Raw genomic sequence first — 18048 nt, forward strand, 5'->3', positions numbered from 1 at the left:
AGCGCTGCCCATCCTGCATCGAGGCGGGTTCGGGCGTGGAGACGATTCCACTGACCGGGAACCCCGGTGACCGGGATCACTCCGTCGAGTCACTCGACCGTCGCTGAGCGGCGGTGACAACCTCCGGCCCACAGGACAGCCGAGGGCCACATCGACAATTCTCCGACCGGCTCGAGGTGAGATCCCGACCACACCACAGCAGATCCGTGCCCCCGAGTGAGAACATGTTCCAGATCAGCGGGGCCACAACCAGAATCGCAATTCTTGCCACAGCGCCCTCCTCTCCCCGTCGCCCGACCCGGTCCACTGGGATTCGTAACATTCACCCGGACAACACTTTTGACCGGTCATCACCCACGGCTCGGCGCCGATCGCAGACCGCAGCCGGCGAGATGGTTTGGATAGCCTTGGTCAACTTCTATCGCGTAATGCCCTGTCAGCCAAGGTAATCCTTTCCTTCGGACACTTTGGATAAGTCACCCTAAGTAAGGACGAGCTTGGATGACAACGGCTTTGACCTGCACCTACGCTCGTTGACATGAGCACCAAACGTACGCATTTCCATGAGCTCCTGCATGACCAGATTCGCAATGAATTTTCTTCGGCGCAGCAGTACATCGCGGTGGCCACGTACTACGACAGCGAAGACCTGCCCCAGCTGGCCGCGCACTTCTACGCGCAGGCCGCTGAAGAGCGCAACCACGCGATGATGATCACGCAGTACTTCCTCGACCGCGATCTGCCCGTCTACACCCCGGGCATCGATCAGCCGGAGAACAACTTCGCCGACTTCCGGGCGCCGATCAAGCTGGCCCTGGCACAGGAACAGCACGTCACCGACCAGGTCGTCGCGCTGGCCAAGGCCGCCCGCGACGAGGGTGACTACCTCGGCGAGCAGTTCATGCAGTGGTTCCTCAAGGAACAACTCGAAGAGGTCGCCACCATGCGCACCCTGCAGACCATCGCGCAGCGTTGCGATGGCAACCTGTTCGATCTCGAGAACTTTGTCGCCAGAGAGATCGCCAAGGCCGGCGCGCCCGACGCGACGGCTCCGGCGGTTGCCGGTGGCAGCCTGTAATTCCTCCACCACAAAGCGGGCCCGACGGATCTGATCCGGTCGGGCCCGCTTTGTTTTGTCTGGACTGCTGTCGCGAGTCTTAGCGCAGTGTGACCTGGCGTGCCCGGATCCCGTCGCGGGACCGGCGCTCCTCGCTGGTCAGCTCGGCGTCGGTGGCCAGGGCGTCATTGAGCTGTTGGTTGAACCTCTCGGCGCCTGCGGTCCATTCCTGGGCATGCAGTTCGCGGTCGAGGTCGAATACCGGAACCAGAAGTCCGTGCGTGCGGAACGAGCCGGCAAAACGCGACCCTTCGCCCAGCGTCAGGCCACCGGCGGCATGTACGCGTGCCAGGGCAGCCATCATCTCGTCTTCGTCCTCGGGCCGAACCCAGCGCAGATGGGCACGTTCACCGGCGTCGACCCACCAGGGGGCACCGACGAAATCGCCTTCCAGGCGTGCGGTCGGATGTATCGCGGCATTGGCCTGCTCGATCATCGCCTTGATCTGGGGAGCCGGGTCGGTCTGCCCCTCGATCCACCAGTTGAAGTCGTCGTGGACGGTGATCGTCAGCGACTTGGCCGGATCGAGCACCTCGGTCAGTGACTTCGAGTCATCTGTCTCGACCTGTGAAAGCGAATCTCCGGCAGCACTTTCGGTCGCCCACTGGATCGCCGCGGCCAGCGCATGGCCCGGATCTTCGGGTTCGGGCTGAGTCTGCAACGCGACCAGACCGACAGTCGCGGAATCCTCGTCGCGCACCAGCGCGGGACCGGCCCCGGGCAGGACCGTGACCAGCCGGACCGGGTTGGCACCCGGTGTGATCAGTGGCAGGTCCGCGGTCGCGGAGGCCACGAACGAACGCAGCGCCACCAGGTCGCATTCGGCGGCAAGGCCTGCGAATGGACGGGGCACCGACGCTACTGCCTCGGCCTGCCGCTCTTTCCGGGCTGCCACCCGCTCGGCGCGATTACTACCGGGGCGTGGACCACTGCCACGTTTACTCTTCTTTGCCACGCCCCGAACTTACGCAGCGAGCCAACCCCGGACCCGGTCGGGGTAGTTGGTTGCGATCCACCCGACGCCCAGATCGGCGCAGAACGTGGCGTCGCGGCGTTCGTCGACGGTCCAGCAGTAGGTCGCGCGACCCGCAGCCGCCGCTCGGTCGACGGCATCGGGATGTTCACGCAGTGTGGAGATCGACGGCCCGATCGCGGTTGCACCCACTGCCGTCGCCGCACTGCCGCCGAGGAAGCGGGCGGTGTCACCCAGCAGAACCGTTGGCAGCATCGGGGCGTTGCGGCGGATCCGCCAGACGCCTGCGGTGGAGAACGAGATCACCACCGCCCGGCTGTGGTCGGCCGATGCCGGGCTTGCGACACCGAATCGCTGCAGCTCGGCGAGCAGCAACTGCTCCACCAGCCCGCCGAATCGCACCGGGTGTTTGGTCTCGATGAACAGCCGCACCGGCCGCTTCCAGTCGAGCGTCAGCGACAGCAATTGGGGCAGTGTGAGGATCTCGGCCTGCAGACCCGAACTGTGCCGGGCACCGAAGTTGTACTCCCGGAGCTGGGCAAGGGTGAGTTCACTGACCACACCGGAACCGTCCGAGGTGCGATCGATGGTGCGGTCGTGCACGCAGACCAACTCGTGGTCGGCGGTCAGGCGCACGTCGCATTCGAGCCCGTCGGCGCCCTGTTCCAAAGCGAGTTCATACGCCGCGAGTGTGTGTTCGGGCCGATGGCCCGAGGCGCCGCGATGCGCAACGACCGCAGGCTTCTCCTGTCGGACCACTCTCGGCGTGTCACTCATGCCGCGACCACGAACCGCTTCGGGACCGTTACCGGCGCTTCCCGCGCCAGGAGCCGGGTGATGGTCCACCACAGTGCCACCGCGAACAGCGCACTGAACAAATCGGAGACGATCACCAGCACCAGCGCGTTGGACTGCCACACCAGGGTGTCGGCGAAGATCCGGATGCCGACCCCGGTGACCACCAGCGCGTTGACAACCAGCCAACCCGCCCATAACCACCACAGTCGCTTCCCCGTGTAGTCGGGAAGCAGATCATCCCGGCGATCGAGGAGCTCACGGAAGAACGCCAACGGCTTGACCAGGTTCAGGATCGGGATCCAGCAGCCCAACATGATCTGCTCGGGCGAGCGGGGATCCCGCTGATCATGGCGCCCGTAAGCCAGACGACGCTCCTCCATCAGCCAGCCCGCGAGCGCGAACAGGCACGCGATCATCATGCCGACCGCGGCCACCCCGGTGGCGATGACCGCGGTCCGGGCCGCCACCACCATCGCGTAGCTGATCGGGGCGTCCAGATTGATCACGAGCAGCACGTACAGCCAGGTCTGAGCGAGCGCGGCGAGTGTGAGAACGACCGCAGAGGCAATGAGTAACCGGGGTAACTTCTCCGCCATCCGTTCGATGTACGTCTTTTCCGGTTCGACCGGCTCGGAAAGCGGGGTGTCCACCAGACCCCAACCGGGGTTGCGGTCGTAGTGGGGGGTGGGTGTCGGCTCCGCGGCCACCCGCCGTCGACCTGCCACCCGCGCCGCCCCCGGCATCGATGCCACCCACTTCACGCGACGCTGGGGCCGAGGTGCCGGACGTGATGTGCCGACTCCGGTGGTCCGGGCCGGAACATAGGTGTGGTCACGCTCGGCCTGCGTCATCGGGGGGCTGGAAGCACTCGACTGTGCACCGGGAGCGGCCCCGGGCCGCGCGATCCGGCCGTAGGCGTCCAGCGGGGTGAGCGGACCGTTGCACCGGGGACAACGGGGACGACTGGGATCGTGCGGACCCGCGATGCGGCAATTCGGGCAGTAATCCCGTGCCGGCGGTGCTCCGGTGGGTCTGCTCACGGGGAGTTCCCAGGGTCAGGGCTGGCTCCCCCTGCACCCGATCCGTATTCCAACGGTCGGCCGGACTGCGCCCAGGACACCATGCCGCCGATGACGTTGGCGCCCTGGAATCCCCGCTGCATCAGGTAGCCGAGCACCCGCGCGGACCGACCGCCGGAATGGCAGATGACGTAAAGGTCTGCATCCGGGTCGATTTCGTCGATGCGGGCGGGCACATCCCCGAGAGGGATATGGAGGGCACCGGGCGTATGACCCTCCGCCCATTCGTCGGGCTCACGCACGTCCAACAGAATCGCATTGGTCTCGCCGACAAAATCGGCAGGCAGCTCGGTTACGGGTACCGAAGGGATTTCCGACATACTCACTCGACCATGGTGGCACGCACGGTGGCCGTCCGGCACGGGCTGGGACTTATCAACAAGTTATCCACAGGCCCTTCATTTTGTTCAATTCCGTGCCGAATCAGGGTCGGCGATTGAGCATCTGACATGTTGTGTGACCAGCTTCAACTGAAATTGTGATCCCGTTCACTCTACGGTCACGTTTGTTGATAACTTCTCCACAGTTTCCACAGCCTCATCCACAGGTTGAGCGTTGGTCGGCACCGGCTGAACCAGCACATTAGGGGGTGCCTGTGGATAACTTTCGGACTACGTCCGTCGGCTACTCACAGGCGATCACAATCCGCCTGCCCATTTATCCACAACCCACCCGTCACTTCTGCACCACCAGCGGGTTTGCATTCAGGCCCCGGACGGGGGACGGATCTGGTGTCGCGAGTCAGAAGTTTCTTGCTTGTATCCGGTGGAGCGATGGGTGGCCGGCAAGGCGGAAGAGGGAGGCATAGCGGAGCTATCCATGTCGAAGACGTGCGCCTTCGGCACAGCCGATGACAACGCTGGCAGGCGCCGATCGAACGCCGGAGACTGCAAAAGGACTTCTGACTCGGGGCACTAGAGTCCGAATCGCATCCACTGGGCGCGGCGCTCGACCGCTGAGATGGCACCGCCGACGAATCCGTCAACCGCTTCGGCGCTCGTTCCGGCCATCGTGGTGTCCGACGCCAATCCGGCGATTCGGGCCAACAGCGGCTTCGGCGGGGCGATGATCTCCAGTTCGGCATCGGGGAACCGCTCGGCCATCACCGACCGGAGGACACCGATACCGTCGACGAGTCCCACATCGACCGCCGCGCGTCCCACCCAGACATCGCCGTTGAACAGGTCCGCGTCGGTCCCCACGAGTTTGGTGCCGCGGCGCTGTCGCACCCACGTGATGAAGGCGCCGTGGAGGTCGTCCTGCAGACCGCGCAACCAGGCGACGTCCTCGGGCTTCTCCGGGGTGAACGGGTCGAGCCGGGACTTGTTCTCACCGGCGGTATGGACCCGGCGCTCCACCCCGACCCGGCTGATCAGGTCCTGCAGGCCGAAGCCTGACGAGACCACCCCGATCGAACCGACGATCGACGTGTGCGCCGCATAGATCTCGTCAGCGGCGCAGGCGATCCAGTACCCGCCCGAGGCCGCGACGTCCTCGCAGAAGGCCATGACGCGCACGCCCTTCTCCGACGACAGCTGCCTGATGCGCTCCGCGATGTACTCCGACTGCGTCGGTGATCCCCCGGGTGAATTGATCACCAGGACCACCGCTTTGAGTCGTTCGGTCTCGAACGCCCGAGTCAGGTTCGATTCGAGATTTTCCGCGGTCAGCCCGTGACGACCGGGCCCGATCCCACCGATGATCCCTTCCAGGCGCACAACTGCAACCTTGTCGGCGTGCGCCTTTGCCATCCTGCGTGCGATCTTCTTCAAGGGACCCATCAGTCCACAGTAAGCGGACTCGTCCGCCGGAATGAGGGGGCAGCGCCGACCCCGACCCCCCACACTGGCCTATATGACAGTCCGATGGCTCTCCGTCTTCTTAGACTTCCCGCGCGAGAGTTTCAGCGACGAAGTGACGTTCTGGCGCGCGATCGCCGGCAGCACGGTGTCACCGGCCCGCGGCGCCCACCGCGAGTTCGCCTCGCTCGAACCGTTCAACGGTGACCCCCACCTGCGGGTCCAACGGATCGATTCCGGCGATGGTGGCGTGCATCTGGATCTGCACGTCGACGATCTGACCGAGTCGATCGGCCGGGCCAGTGCGCTCGGCGCCACGATCGTCTCGAAGAATCCCGACGTCGTGGTCCTGCGTTCACCCGGCGGCTTCAGCTTCTGTCTGATCCCCTGGCAGGGCGAAAGCCGTCGCTCCCGCCCGATCCGCTGGCCGGGTGACACGATCAGCATCATCGATCAGGTCTCCATCGACGTCCCCGCCGCCGACTACGACATCGAGTGCGACTTCTGGGCGGCGCTGACCACCTGGCCGTGGCGGCAGGGCCTGCTACCGGAGTTCCGTAATCTGCGCCGCCCCGACGAGATGCCGTTGCGCATCATGTTGCAGCGGGTGAGATCCCGGCACATCGGTGGTCACCTGGATCTGGCGAGCACCCACCCCGAAGAAGAGGTGGCGCGACACGAGGGCTGGGGCGCCAAAGTGGTCGAACACCAACGCTTCTGGACGGTGATGGAAGATCCGATCGGACGGCGCTACTGCATCACCCACCGCAACCCGCGGTCCGGGAATCTGGCGCAGTGAAGCGCCGATCGTAAATCACGCCTCGAACGCTTGACCTTGACGCAGGGTCAACCCTCCATCCTTGTCGCAGAAGCTTCCGCACAGATCGGAACCGCTTCCTGCGAAAGGAGATAGACGATGACACCAGCACCGAGCACCGGCCCGGCGATTGCTGTGCAGGGACTTGAAAAATCGTTCGGGAAACTCGAGGTACTGCGGGGCGTGGACTTCGATGTCGCGCGGGGCAGCGTCTTCGCGTTGCTCGGCTCGAACGGTGCGGGTAAGACGACCGTCGTGAAGATCCTGTCGACGCTCCTGGCGGCCGACGCGGGTTCAGCCCGCGTCAACGGCTTCGACACCGCGTCGCAGGCCGACGAGGTACGCAAGTCGATCAGCCTCACCGGACAGTTCGCCGCGGTTGATGAGATCCTGACCGGCCGGGAGAACCTCGCCCTCATCGCGAGGCTCCGGCACGTCAAGAATCCGGGCGCAACGGCAGAGGCTCTTCTGCAACGCTTTTCACTGACCGAAGCGGCCGGGCGAAGGGTCTCGACATACTCGGGTGGCATGCGCCGCCGCATCGACATCGCCATGAGCCTGATCGGGGATCCACCGGTGATCTTCCTGGACGAACCAACAACCGGACTCGACCCCGAGGCACGTATCGAGGTGTGGGACACCGTGAAGAGCCTCGCCGGGCGCGGCACGACGGTACTGCTCACAACGCAGCATCTGGAAGAGGCCGAGCATCTCGCCGACCGGATCGCGATCCTGCATCACGGACGGATCATCGTCAACGGCACCCTCGCCGAACTCAAGGCTCTGCTGCCACCCACCGAGGTCGAGTACGTCGAGAAGCAGCCAACGCTCGAAGACGTCTTCTTTGCGGTCGTCGGCGATGGAGGCAAACGCGCCGACGCCGCCACCCCCACCCACTCGACCACCACGTAGGGAACGATCATGGTCACCCAATCCATCGCCGACACCGCCGTTCTCACCGGACGGACGCTGCGTCATGTCACGCGCAGCATCGACACCATCATCACGACCGCACTCATGCCGATCGCGTTGATGCTGATGTTCGTCTACGTATTCGGCGGCGCAATCGACACCGGCTCGGTCGACTACATCGACTACATGCTTCCCGGCATTCTGCTCATCACGATCGCCTCTGGTATCTCCTACACCGCATTCCGGCTCTTCCAGGACGTGCGGGGCGGAATTTTCGAACGCTTCCGGTCCATGCCGATCGCACGGTCGGGGGTGCTGTGGGCACATGTTCTGACCTCACTCGTCGCCAACGCGATCTCGTTGGTGATCGTGGTGGGCGTAGCCCTGCTGATGGGGTTCCGCTCAGACGCAGGCATTCTGGCCTGGCTCGGGGTGATTGCCATCCTGCTGCTGTTCACCCTCGCGCTGACCTGGATCGCGGTGATCCCCGGCCTCACCGCGACGACGGTGGAGGGCGCGAGCGTGTTCGCCTACCCGCTCATCTTCCTGCCGTTCCTCAGCTCGGCGTTTGCGCCGACCGAGACCATGCCCGGCCCGGTGCGGTGGTTCGCCGAGAATCAACCGGTGACTTCGATCGTCAATACGCTCCGTGATCTGTTGGCCGGCGGGTCCGTCGGTAGCGACATGTGGATCGCAGTGGCCTGGTGCGTCGGGATCGGTGTCCTGGCATATCTCTTCGCGACCATCACCTTCCGCCGGAAGACCAGCTGAGGCAGGCTGAACCATGCTCACCATCAGCCAGTTGGCGACCTACGCGGGAGTGACGGTGCGGGCGATCCGGCACTACCACAAGATCGGGCTGCTACCGGAGCCCGAACGCGACCACTCCGGTTACCGGATCTACGACGCCGCCGCGGTGGTGACCCTGATCCGGATCCACACGCTGGCCGATGCCGGTGTGCCGCTGGCCCGGGTGGAAGAACTGCTCGACGCCGACGCGGACGAGTTTACCGAGGGTCTCGGGGAGATCGACAAGAAGCTGCGTGCCGAGATCCGCCGGCTGCAGGACACCCGCAAGCGGCTCACCCGGCTGGCCGCAGGCGAGCATCTGGCGATACCGCAGAGCGTGGTCGACTACCTCGACCGGTTGCGCGGGCTCGGCCTCGCGGAACGTTACATCGAGATGGAGCGCGACGCCTGGATCATGATCGCCGCTCAGGTACCAGACCAGATCGACGATGTCATCGTCATGAAGCAGAAAGAGCTCGACGACCCAGACATCGTCCGGCTCTACACGATGCTCAGCGGCGCATTCGACTGGCAGACCGACGATCCGCGGATCTTCGAGGTCGCCGACATCATCGAGCGCCAGATGATCCGCGCGGTGGAGGCCGGCGAGTACGAGGTCGATGGTTTCGACGATCCGTTCATCAAACTTCTGGACGCGACCACGTTCGAAGCCGCACCGATCGTGAAACCGATTCTGGCTGAACTGGAAGCGCGAGGCTGGAAGGGATGGACCCGTATCGAACGCATCCCGGCCGACCGGCTGAGCACCGCAGTGGCGCCACTCAGCGGTCATTCAGGTGGCGCCGGTCATTCAGGTGAATGAATTCCGGCCCGGCCGGAACAGTTTCGGTTGCACCGGCGATAGACCCAGCACATTCACCGCACGTTTCGAGCTCGACCGGGTTTCACCTCGACGCATAGGAGACAGGCACGATGGCTCACCACAACATCCGGCGTAACGCCGCCGCGGCTTTGTTTGCGCTCGCCGCCACGATCGGAATCGGCACCATCGGTGCCGGACAGGCCTCCGCGGAGACCGTTGTCCCGATGACCCGCTGTTGGGGTGTGAGCCCCTATATCGTCGACCAGCCGTTCAGTACCGCGCGGTTGTTCGTCTACCCGACCGGTCCCGGGCGGGTGAACGCCGCCGTGCGTGACGTCTCCACCAACTGGGCGATCTTCTCCCGCGACCTCAGCTATGACTCGATCGGCCGTCTGGACTGGCGGAACCGGAACACCGGCCGCGCCGGGACGACCTTCGACACCGCCCGCATCAGCGCCTACGTTTCAGGCCCCACCTTCGATCTCAACACCGGCGCGGGCACCGTCGACTTCACCTTCTCCGCGGTCAACCGCAACGCCCTGTGGGCGATCCCGTCGACATCTTGCTCGGGGACCATGCAGGTGCAGTAAGAGGGTCAGGCGTTGCAGAACGCGGTGAGCTGTTCGCGTTCTGACTCCACACCCCGCTTCTCGGACGCCGACACCTTGACCAGATAGTTGACGTCGATGGCGGTGTTCTTCCCGTCCTTCACCGGCTTCCAGGTACCGGCCACCCGGCCGTCGACCAACACGAATCCAGGTGATCTTCCGTTGGGGGTGACCAGATGCGGGAACACCTCGTCATCGACAACACGACGGCGGTCGGTTCCCTGTGAGACAACGATGTTGTCGAAGGGCGCCACCAGACGGGCCGGTGCGGGCAGGGTTTCGTCGGCAAGGGCGATACCTGCGAGGTCGAACAGTTCCTCGCCTCCCGGACCGGTCAGCTTGTCCAGCTCCCAATCGGCTTCCATCGCCTCGACGACGGGACGAAGCCGCGTAATGCCCGCCCAGCTCCCTATCCCCTTGATCGTCGCGGGACCGAACCCGCGCAGGTACAGGCGGATGAGATCCTTGACCGCCTCGTCCCCCGTCACCGCCGACTCGCCGGGCCCACACCAGTCGTCGTAGAGGCTGTAGGTGGTCGTCGCCGAACCCTGCCACGTTCCCCGCGGCGGCACCTGGACCAGCGGGACCAGGCAGCGGACCACGGTGGCCAGGGATGCGGCGACGGCATCCGGCCACCGCTGCGCCAGGGAGGCGCTGAGCTCTTTCACGGAAAGTTTTGTGCCGCTGAGCAACTCACGTCCGTGCTGGGCCACGTCCTCGGGATCGGCGCCGGCCAGATGCTTGACATGGTTGTTCCGCATCTCGCCGTCCATGCTCGCCTGGGCCAGCGGTCGTACCCAGCGCGCATCTTCGGCGTCCATGAGAAAAACCGTGCTGCGCAGCAGTGCCATCCGCACCACCTCGCGACCGGTCATCAACTCATCGAGGTCCGCCGGGTCGAAATCGGCTATCCGTGACCACAATCCGTAGAACGCGACCTTGGGATCCTGGGACTGCAACCCCACGCACCGATCGAGGACGTCGAGCACATCCTCATCAATCCGCTCGAGGAGGTGCTGCCGTTGCAGCAACGTCCGGTTCCACTGCCGCAGACTGATCGATCCGGCCATGCTGTCCGCCCGTTCTCTACTTGCGTCCACCCGAGGCCCGCGCATCGGCCAACTCACCGAACGTGGCGGCCCGGGCGTCGGAGCGAGCCCCGGTTTCACCGATCTGCTTGTCCACCAGGATGACCTGGCCGATGAAGGGTTCGACGATACCGACCATGCGGATCGGGGCCGCGATGATCAGCTGAAATCCGAACTGCTCGAACGCCCGCAACGACTGCGAGCTGAACGTCTCATCGGACTTGCTGAACGCCTCATCCAACATCAGCGGAGCGAAGCTGGGTCTCGGATCGAGGTCCGCCTGCCCCTTCGCCTCGTGACCACCGTGGCTCAATGAATAGCTCAGCGCCGCAGCCAAACAGAACGCCACCAGCTTCTCCTGCTCACCACCGGAGTTGGATGCGGTGTTGCGGTAGGTGTGCACCGGTGGATCGTCCGCAGGTGCACCGGCCGCGAGCTCCTTGCCATAGAACGTGTAGCTGTTGCGGACGTCGAGGACGTTGTCGCACCAGCGACGGCTCTCGGCATCGGTACCGGTGAGCCGGGCCACCAGATCGCGGATGCGATAGAACTGGCGGGCCAGCACCGCGCCGTCACCGCCCTTGGCAGCCGGGGCATCCCGGATCATCTGGTCGACGATCTTGGCGAACTCACGGGACTCGTCGGTGGGGTTGTGCAACTGCGCGATCTGCAGATACGTGCCCTCGTTGAAGTCCACTCGGTGTAGTCCGAGGTTGACCTCGGCGATACCGCGTGTGATGCGCTTGTTGGTGTCGGTGATCTCCTTGTACAGATTCGACACCGAATGGCTGATGTCCGTGGTGATCAGCTGCCGGAAGCGTTGCTGCGTGGAGGCCAGACCGTGCTCGACGAGGCTGGTGTGGATGGACACCAGATCGGCGGCGTACTCGATGGTGGCACTCAGGTTCGCCGACGCCTCGGGCCATTCCCGCAAGAAGGCCTCCGCCGCCCGCACAACCTTGTTCTCCGCGCCATCGCGTTCGGCATTCGCCTTGCCGACAATCGCTTCCAAAGCGTTGCGCAGATCCGAACGCACCTCGCCGTAGTTGTCGAGGGTCAGTGTCTTGCCACCCGCGGACAGGGTCTCGGCGAGCACCTCTGCGAGGTACCCGCGGTCTCCGTCGTCGATCTTGAAGTTCTCGGCCTTGACCTGCTCGAACTCGGCAAACCACCGGTCCCAGTCAGATCCGATGTGGCCCAACTGATCACCGAGTGCGCCCACCCGGGCCACGGCCTCACGCCAGTCGGCGCGCGCGATCTCGACCTGCTCTTCGAGTTCGGCGAGGTCGACGCGGTTCTCGCGGACCCGGTCGATGCGGGTGTTCAACTCGTCGGCATCGCGCTGCGACGACCACCAGTTGAGTTCGGCCCACGATGCATATCCGGCCAGCGAATCGGCATTCTTCGCGCGTTCCCGGTTCTGCTCCAACAGATCTCGTTTGTCCTGGGCAGCCTGACGCGCCTCGCGGTACACCGCTTCGAGGTGATCCCGAGACTCCTCGAGGGCAGCGCGTTTGCCGTCGGTGTTCGATCCGAGGATCCACTGGGTACGGTCCGACACCGACCGGCGGTCGTCCTTACGGAAGCGGTCGCGGCCGGACTTCACCAGACCCTGCGGCGTCACCGCCAACAGATGGTTCTCGAGTTGGGCAGGCAGATCGACGCACATGTGTTCGGCGCTGTGCGCCACCACATTCGCCAGCCACGACCCCGCCGGGTGGCGACGGTCGACCAGGAGCTTCTCCGCGAGCGATCCGGGTACAGGTGCGCCCGACGAGGACGCATTCTCTTGGTAGACGCGGTATTCCAGCACACCGCCGAGGTTGGTGCGGTTGACGAAGTCGCCGATCGTCCGCCGGTGGGTCTCCGGCACGAGCATCGTCATACCGAGGCCACGGAGCACCCGCTCGGCGGCGCCGGCCCAGCGGTCCTTTTCCTCGGGGTCGACGTCGATGAGTTCGGCGGCAAACGGAAGATCCTCGGGCGGCACACCGGTGGCCTGCGCGATCCCGTCACGCTGCCCGAGCACTTCACGGGGCAGCAGCGACCGGCGGGTGTTGAGGCTCGACAGTTCTTCGACCGCACCTTCGTACGCGCGGCGCGCATCGGTCTCGGCGGTGAAGAACGCATGCGCCGACGTCGCGAGACGCTCTGCCGATTCCCTTGCCGCCCGGGCGATCTCCGGTGCCCGCAACCTCAAGGCCGCGAACTCATCCTGGGTCTCGGGGGTCTGCTCACCGAGCCCACCCACCAATGTGGAGTAGCGCTCATAGGCCCGGTTCCGTGCGGTCACCTGCTGTTCGAACGATTTCAGTTCCGATTCCAGCGTGGTCAGCTCACCCTTCTCGGACGTCAGCTGATCACGCAGGGACCCGTGGCGTTCTTCACGTTCGTCGGCCAGGTTCTCCCAATTGGCGACCTCGTTGTCCAGGCGCAACCGGTCGGCGTCGATCCGGTCGAGTCGCTCCTGCAACAACGTCATCCGATGCTCGCGCATGAATCCACGCATCGGCGGGCCAAGCAACGTGCCCGCCCTGGTGGTGGATTCCTCTGCGCTGCAATAGGTTTTCCACGCCTCGGGGATCGGGCGCAACACCTGTTCCTGTGCATTCGCGCGCGCCGCGGCCTGGTACGCCTCGTCGAGTTGGGTGAAGTTCTCCACCAACCGCTCGGCCTTCGCGTAGGTTTCCGGGCGATCGAGCATGTAGGTACGGATGAACAGGTTGAGGTCGCCGACGTTTTTCATCGCCTTGGCCTTACCCATCAGCGACAGCGCGGCCGACGACTGGCCGATGCCCACCCGCCGGCGCAGGGCCTCCTGATAGGCGCTCTGCACGTCGAAACACTCGACTGTCGGATTACTGGTCCGGAAACGCCGGATGTCGAAACCGCTTTGGGCCCAGGCATTGAGCGACAACAGATCCCAGTGCCCGTCATGCAACTGGTACCACGACCGCAGCGAACTGCCGTCGGTACCCGAACCGGGGAACCACTTGATCGCAACCGCGGTCGTCGCCGACCCGGCACCGTTGTCGTAGGTGGCCGCGATCGCCGACCAGGTGGCACCGTCGGCGCGCAGGTACTGAACCTGCGACTGGTTGTAGCGATCGTCGTTCTCCGCCCATGCACCCCGCACGTAGTCGGCCATCGAACGGGCCGCCTTCTTGGCGCCCTTTGCGGTGAGGTCGGCTGATGCGTTGAACACCTGGTCGTAGGTGGGCAGAAGGACCACCGAGTGGCCGTCCATCATCGACGACTTACCCGACCCCGACGGGCCCGTCAGCATCACGCCGCGCTCGTCGATCGGGTAGTCCTTGTATCCGTCGAACGTGCCCCAGTTGACCATTTGGAGTCTGGTCAAACGGAACTGCCCGATGTTGAGCGTGCGCTTGCCTGCCGGTTCGGATGGTCGGGCTACGTTGCCCGCCTCGTCACGTTCCAGGATCTCGGTCATGATGTGCGCTCCTGGTCATCGAGTTCAGCCAGGTCGGTACCGGCCTCCTCGTAGTCACCGGCCAGGCGTCGATACGCCTCCGTGTACGCGGCCACCTGCTCCGGTCCGAGCAGGGAGGCGATCACACCCAGCACCACATAGCGGTCGGTGCCCGGAAGTGCCCTGATGATCTTGCGGGATTCGAGCTGATTGATCGCGGCGTCGATACGTTTGACGAACCCGGCCTCGTCCGTATCCGACACCGGCTTGTAAGTGAGCATGTGGTCGATGATCTCGCCACGTTCGACCACCACCGACTCGTCGGCACTGGTCAGGTACTTCTGGCGGAGGAACAGCGCCAGCACCGAAGCCGCCAACGTCAGCGTCTGCGCCCGCAGGATGTTGCGCTGCCTCGGGTCGTTCTCCGAGACCTGCCTGGTGAACGCGTACTTGTGTTCCCGATTGATCTCCAGCTGCAGGTTCAGCTCCGACAGCCTCGACCGGATGACCTCTTCATGGATCTCGATCGTCTTCCAGTTGCGTGATCGCACCGAAACATGCGCCGCGGCAACAAGTTCTTGCAAGGCATAACAGACCGGTGCGGGCAGCGCCGAGGTATCGCCCTCGAATCGCGCGTCGACCCGGGCCTCGCTGATGCTCCCGACCGGCACTGATCCGTCGAATGCGAAGTGGGACAGGTCGACCGGAGGCGCCTCGAATGCTTCGGGGGAGTCGACGAACAGGTCGTCGCCGTCCTGCTCCGCCTCACCTTGTGGTGCGTCCGCGTGTTCGGGGACCTGATCTTCCGATGTGGTCATCGACCTCTCCTGGTGGAACTGGGGGCGGATGCGTTGGGGGCGGTGTCATCGGTACTCGGCTCGTCGAGCAAGTGCATGACCTCGTGCGGCAACGCCGTGATCGGATCGGGTAGCGCGCTGGTGAATCGCACTGCGGGTAAGTAGATTTCACGCAGTCCACGGGCGGTGTGGGCCAAAACGGTGACGGTGCTGTCATTGTCGGTGGCGCCGTGACGCTGGGCCAGCGACCAGATGCCGACCACGTCACCGGTCCGGGCTTTCGGCAACCGGGCGAGTACCTCGTCGATGCCCGCCGGGCCGATGCTCAGCGCCTCGTTGACCGCATCGGTCAGTGAATGCCAGTCGATCGACTCCACACCCACCAGGTCGACGGGGTTGATGCTGATCTCACCTGCGGTGTCGGCGACCGCACCCGGCGACTCGACGATGCCGTCGTGGAATATCAGTGCGCCAACGGAATTGGTGACCGCAGCACTCATGGGCACCTCGATTCCCATGTCGCGGCCCGGACCGGCTTCGGTGAACGCGGCCATCGCGGCCCGCTGGGCATCGGCGATCTGCGCCCGCAACGCGCGGTAGTGCAGGAAGTCACCGTCTTTGACGAAGGTGTTGATGCGCCGGTAGACCTGCCCGCGTACCTCGTCGACCGCCTGCACCTCATCCCACATGCGGTCGATGAACCCGGTCAAGGTGTCGAGGAGGTCGGGCGGCAGATTCGGCAACCCGGTGGCGATCCGCTCGATGCTCGACTCCAGATCCTCTCGCAGGCGGTGATCGGCGATGAGCGTGTAGAAGGTGTCGAAAGCCTTGCCCTCGTCCGAATCGGCCAGTGCGTCATGGCCGTCGAACATGCGGTTGAGTACGTCGGCGTGCGATCCCTGCTCGGCATCGATGCCGGTGGTCAACAGTGCCCGCGAGTTCTCGCGCATCTTCTCGCCGTATCCGATGATGTCGGCGGGCATGCGTTCGGCGAGTGAACTGACCATCCGAATGTCATCGAGCACCCGACGGGTATCGACCACCGGCACCGCACCGGCGGCCAATTCGTCGCGCCGCCTGGACAATTCGGCGATCTTGCGGTCGATGTCTCGGATGTGCTCGCCCGGGTCTGGATCGATCGACACCGCGATGTTGGACAGCCGCGACATCACGAGTTCGAGCACGGTCTCGGTGGCCACCGTACGGTTCTGCCGAACCGCCTGCACCTGCGCGATGGCCTGGGTGGCACCCCGGGTGAGTTGATAGCGCTCGATGGTCGAATCGTTCTGGAGTGTGCGCGCCAGGTATCCGGCTCGCACCCACCGGTCGAGGAGGTCGTCCGGCGTCGGCAATTCCCAGCCACGATCGGTCCAGTGCCCGGCCAGGTCGTCGAGGTCCTTCTCGATGCCGGCCGCAAGGTGATCGCCGTCGACCTGCCCGTCGGCCAGCCGTGCCGCCATGATCGCGAGGTACGGCACCGCATTGCGGGAACGCAGGAGCCGCAGTGTGACGTCACTATCGGCGTTGTCACCGTAGGCGGCATACAGTTGCGCGGCAGTGGGCCGTGCCATGTGTCCCCCTCGGTTCGGCAACGTCGTGTGTTTCGGTGGTCCAGGTTTGGACGCGCGGCAACCCTCGCAGGTTGCCCGCAGGCGATGATAGTTGCCGGTTCGGCACGCTGAAGACCACGCGTGTCAGCCGGTGATCACCCTCACCGGTAGATCTCCGCGTAGAGCTTCTCGATCTCTGCTGCCGACGGGATCCGCGGGTTGTTGGCCGGGGAACCCGACTCGATCGCCTGGCGCGCCATCAGCGGGATCAAGTCGTCCCAACGCTCCGGCGCGATACCGCTGCGCTCCGGGGTGGGGACCGCCAGCTCCTCCGACAGCCTGGTGAGTTCGTCGACGAGCAGACCCGCTGCGCGTTGATCGGAGTCGGTCGCCGTGGCACAGCCCAGCGCGCGAGCGCAGTCCGCGTAGCGCTCGGTGGCGCCCTCCAGCGAAAACCGGGTCACCGCCGCGAACAGCATGGCGTTCGACAGACCGTGCGCGAGGTGGAAGTGCGCGCCGATGGGCCTGCTCATGCCGTGGACCAGCGCCACGGACGAGTTCGAGAAGGCGATACCGGCATGGAGTGCCGCCTGCATCATCGCCGACCTGGCGTCGCGATCCGAACCGTCGGCATACACCCGTCGCAGGTGCCCGCCGATCGCCGCGATCGCTCGCAGGCAGAAGTCGTCGGAGAACGTGTTGTTCTTCCGGCTGACATACGCCTCCACGGCATGGGTGAGCGCGTCGATACCCGTGTCGGCGGTGAGCCGGGCGGGCATCGACAGCGTCAGCTCGTAGTCGACGATCGCCGCGACCGGCAAGAACGCGCGTCCGATGCAAAGCATCTTCTCGTCGCTCTCACTGTCGGTGATGATCGTGAACTGTGTGGCCTCGGATCCACTTCCCGCGGTGGTCGGCACGGCCACCACCGGCAATCCCGGCGCATCGTTGCGCAGTGGGGCCTTGTAGTCGCGCATCGTGCCGTTGCGGACCGCGAGCAGAGCCAATGCCTTCGCCGTGTCCATCGGGCTGCCGCCACCGAAACCGATCAACAGGTCCGCCCCGTGATCGCGGACCGCCCGCAGCCCCGATTCCAGCGATGCGGTGGTGGGATCGGGAACGGTTCCGTCGAAGTAGTCGGCGTCGAGTCCGGCAGCCTCCAGCGCCCGCACGACGCGTTCTGGCGCACCCTGCGAAGACAGGAAACCGTCGGTGATCAGGAGTGGTCGACGAGCCCCGAGTCCGACGATCACATCAGGTAGCTGATCTATCGCCCCGGCTCCGATGCGGATCTCTCGCGGCAGTGCGATGGAGCTGATCATCGGGTAATCCTAACCACCCGCCCGATCGGGATCTCCCGGTCACAACAAGGGTGCCGATTTACCCGTTCGGGTTGAGTCGCGGGAGCAGACGTGTTTAGCTGTGCGACACAAAGCCCGTGTGACCACAGTCACTTCGGGTCGAA

The 18048-nt window shown here is 64.9% G+C and carries 16 protein-coding genes; 6 read left to right on the forward strand and 10 right to left on the reverse strand.

Going from position 1 to position 18048, the window contains the following annotated elements:
- Positions 1-538: 538 nt before the first annotated feature.
- Entirely contained in the window at positions 539-1078 is a 540-nt protein-coding gene (locus AC1D75_RS02380) for a ferritin (RefSeq protein ID WP_495513716.1), read from the forward strand.
- A gap of 79 nt (positions 1079-1157) precedes the next feature.
- Here AC1D75_RS02380 and AC1D75_RS02385 read toward each other — a convergent pair whose 3' ends face one another.
- The 5 genes from AC1D75_RS02385 to AC1D75_RS02405 form a co-directional block, all read right to left on the reverse strand.
- Entirely contained in the window at positions 1158-2072 is a 915-nt protein-coding gene (locus tag AC1D75_RS02385; RefSeq protein ID WP_495513717.1) for a DUF5926 family protein, read from the reverse strand.
- Positions 2073-2081: 9 nt separating this feature from the next.
- Positions 2082-2936 (reverse strand): glycerophosphodiester phosphodiesterase, encoded by an 855-nt coding sequence (locus tag AC1D75_RS02390; protein WP_495513718.1) that lies wholly within the window; start codon positions 2934-2936, stop codon positions 2082-2084.
- Complete coding sequence (locus AC1D75_RS02395) at positions 2864-3928, reverse strand: DUF4328 domain-containing protein (RefSeq protein WP_495513719.1); 1065 nt, start codon at positions 3926-3928, stop codon at positions 2864-2866. Before AC1D75_RS02395 ends, AC1D75_RS02390 begins: the two co-directional genes overlap by 73 nt.
- On the reverse strand, positions 3925-4287 hold the full coding sequence (locus AC1D75_RS02400; RefSeq protein WP_495515958.1) for a rhodanese-like domain-containing protein: 363 nt from the start codon (positions 4285-4287) through the stop codon (positions 3925-3927). Before AC1D75_RS02400 ends, AC1D75_RS02395 begins: the two co-directional genes overlap by 4 nt.
- A 594-nt stretch (positions 4288-4881) precedes the next feature.
- A complete protein-coding gene (locus AC1D75_RS02405; RefSeq protein ID WP_495513720.1) occupies positions 4882-5748 on the reverse strand; it encodes a S49 family peptidase in 867 nt (288 codons plus the stop codon).
- 73 nt (positions 5749-5821) lie between these two features.
- On the opposite strand from AC1D75_RS02405, the gene AC1D75_RS02410 reads away from it, so the two are divergent.
- The 5 genes from AC1D75_RS02410 to AC1D75_RS02430 all read left to right on the forward strand — a co-directional run bounded on the left by AC1D75_RS02410 (position 5822) and on the right by AC1D75_RS02430 (position 9697).
- Positions 5822-6565: a VOC family protein gene (locus tag AC1D75_RS02410; protein ID WP_495513721.1), complete on the forward strand. Its 744-nt coding sequence runs from the start codon at positions 5822-5824 to the stop codon at positions 6563-6565.
- 117 nt (positions 6566-6682) lie between these two features.
- Complete coding sequence (locus AC1D75_RS02415; RefSeq protein ID WP_495513722.1) at positions 6683-7495, forward strand: ABC transporter ATP-binding protein; 813 nt, start codon at positions 6683-6685, stop codon at positions 7493-7495.
- 9 nt (positions 7496-7504) lie between these two features.
- Complete coding sequence (locus tag AC1D75_RS02420) at positions 7505-8266, forward strand: ABC transporter permease (protein WP_495513723.1); 762 nt, start codon at positions 7505-7507, stop codon at positions 8264-8266.
- Between the two features lie 13 nt (positions 8267-8279).
- Positions 8280-9107, forward strand: a complete 828-nt coding sequence (locus tag AC1D75_RS02425) for a helix-turn-helix domain-containing protein (protein WP_495513724.1) — start codon at positions 8280-8282, stop codon at positions 9105-9107.
- Between the two features lie 110 nt (positions 9108-9217).
- On the forward strand, positions 9218-9697 hold the full coding sequence (locus AC1D75_RS02430; protein ID WP_495513725.1) for a hypothetical protein: 480 nt from the start codon (positions 9218-9220) through the stop codon (positions 9695-9697).
- 5 nt (positions 9698-9702) lie between these two features.
- Here the strand turns inward: AC1D75_RS02430 and AC1D75_RS02435 are convergent, their stop codons facing one another.
- From AC1D75_RS02435 to AC1D75_RS02455, 5 genes are all read right to left on the reverse strand, one after another.
- Complete coding sequence (locus tag AC1D75_RS02435) at positions 9703-10785, reverse strand: winged helix DNA-binding domain-containing protein (protein ID WP_495513726.1); 1083 nt, start codon at positions 10783-10785, stop codon at positions 9703-9705.
- Positions 10786-10801: 16 nt separating this feature from the next.
- Positions 10802-14257: an ATP-binding protein gene (locus tag AC1D75_RS02440; RefSeq protein WP_495513727.1), complete on the reverse strand. Its 3456-nt coding sequence runs from the start codon at positions 14255-14257 to the stop codon at positions 10802-10804.
- Positions 14254-15054: a DUF4194 domain-containing protein gene (locus AC1D75_RS02445; protein WP_495513728.1), complete on the reverse strand. Its 801-nt coding sequence runs from the start codon at positions 15052-15054 to the stop codon at positions 14254-14256. Before AC1D75_RS02445 ends, AC1D75_RS02440 begins: the two co-directional genes overlap by 4 nt.
- Positions 15051-16604, reverse strand: coding sequence for a DUF3375 domain-containing protein (locus AC1D75_RS02450; protein WP_495513729.1), 1554 nt, complete (start codon positions 16602-16604; stop codon positions 15051-15053). Before AC1D75_RS02450 ends, AC1D75_RS02445 begins: the two co-directional genes overlap by 4 nt.
- Positions 16605-16744: 140 nt before the next feature.
- Entirely contained in the window at positions 16745-17905 is a 1161-nt protein-coding gene (locus tag AC1D75_RS02455) for an iron-containing alcohol dehydrogenase (protein ID WP_495513730.1), read from the reverse strand.
- Positions 17906-18048 lie beyond the last annotated feature (143 nt).

The sequence above is a fragment of the Williamsia sp. Y712 genome (assembly GCF_059445525.1).

Bases quoted from the DNA above. Each gene is read 5' to 3' on its own strand.
- AC1D75_RS02380 (WP_495513716.1), top strand. From the start codon at position 539: ATGAGCACCAAACGTACGCATTTCCATGAGCTCCTGCATGACCAGATT.
- AC1D75_RS02400 (WP_495515958.1), bottom strand. From the start codon at position 4,287: ATGTCGGAAATCCCTTCGGTACCCGTAACCGAGCTGCCTGCCGATTTT.
- AC1D75_RS02405 (WP_495513720.1), bottom strand. From the start codon at position 5,748: ATGGGTCCCTTGAAGAAGATCGCACGCAGGATGGCAAAGGCGCACGCC.
- AC1D75_RS02410 (WP_495513721.1), top strand. From the start codon at position 5,822: ATGACAGTCCGATGGCTCTCCGTCTTCTTAGACTTCCCGCGCGAGAGT.
- AC1D75_RS02415 (WP_495513722.1), top strand. From the start codon at position 6,683: ATGACACCAGCACCGAGCACCGGCCCGGCGATTGCTGTGCAGGGACTT.
- AC1D75_RS02420 (WP_495513723.1), top strand. From the start codon at position 7,505: ATGGTCACCCAATCCATCGCCGACACCGCCGTTCTCACCGGACGGACG.
- AC1D75_RS02425 (WP_495513724.1), top strand. From the start codon at position 8,280: ATGCTCACCATCAGCCAGTTGGCGACCTACGCGGGAGTGACGGTGCGG.
- AC1D75_RS02430 (WP_495513725.1), top strand. From the start codon at position 9,218: ATGGCTCACCACAACATCCGGCGTAACGCCGCCGCGGCTTTGTTTGCG.
- AC1D75_RS02435 (WP_495513726.1), bottom strand. From the start codon at position 10,785: ATGGCCGGATCGATCAGTCTGCGGCAGTGGAACCGGACGTTGCTGCAA.
- AC1D75_RS02440 (WP_495513727.1), bottom strand. From the start codon at position 14,257: ATGACCGAGATCCTGGAACGTGACGAGGCGGGCAACGTAGCCCGACCA.
- AC1D75_RS02445 (WP_495513728.1), bottom strand. From the start codon at position 15,054: ATGACCACATCGGAAGATCAGGTCCCCGAACACGCGGACGCACCACAA.
- AC1D75_RS02450 (WP_495513729.1), bottom strand. From the start codon at position 16,604: ATGGCACGGCCCACTGCCGCGCAACTGTATGCCGCCTACGGTGACAAC.
- AC1D75_RS02455 (WP_495513730.1), bottom strand. From the start codon at position 17,905: ATGATCAGCTCCATCGCACTGCCGCGAGAGATCCGCATCGGAGCCGGG.